Genomic DNA, 230 nt, shown 5'->3' with positions numbered 1-230 from the left:
ATTTAAAAAGAAGTGGTGGAAAACAACATATACGTTCTTATTAATCCCGTTCTTCTTTTTTATCAGTGATTATCGCTGGAAAGCATTAAAGGAAGGCAGTTACACAATGAAAGCTCTGTGCTTATTTAACATGCTGCATCTCACTTGGGTGAATGGGGTCTATGTCCTAGAAGTGTTTCGTCTCATCCGTTATGGCTTTGGGAAAAATTATAAGTGGAAGGACCAAATGA

1 protein-coding gene is annotated in these 230 nt (G+C 37.4%); it reads left to right on the top strand.

The genetic code is table 11. The features are described 5' to 3' along the window. A partial coding sequence (locus AOA59_RS33040) for a hypothetical protein (protein ID WP_218212255.1) occupies positions 1 to 230 on the top strand: 230 nt, incomplete at both ends.

It is taken from the genome of Pseudomonas sp. 2822-15, from assembly GCF_002742515.1.
Lineage (GTDB): Bacteria > Pseudomonadota > Gammaproteobacteria > Pseudomonadales > Pseudomonadaceae > Aquipseudomonas > Aquipseudomonas salomonii.
Note: the sequence above shows the minus strand (reverse complement) of the source record. Positions and strands in the feature narration are given on the sequence as shown.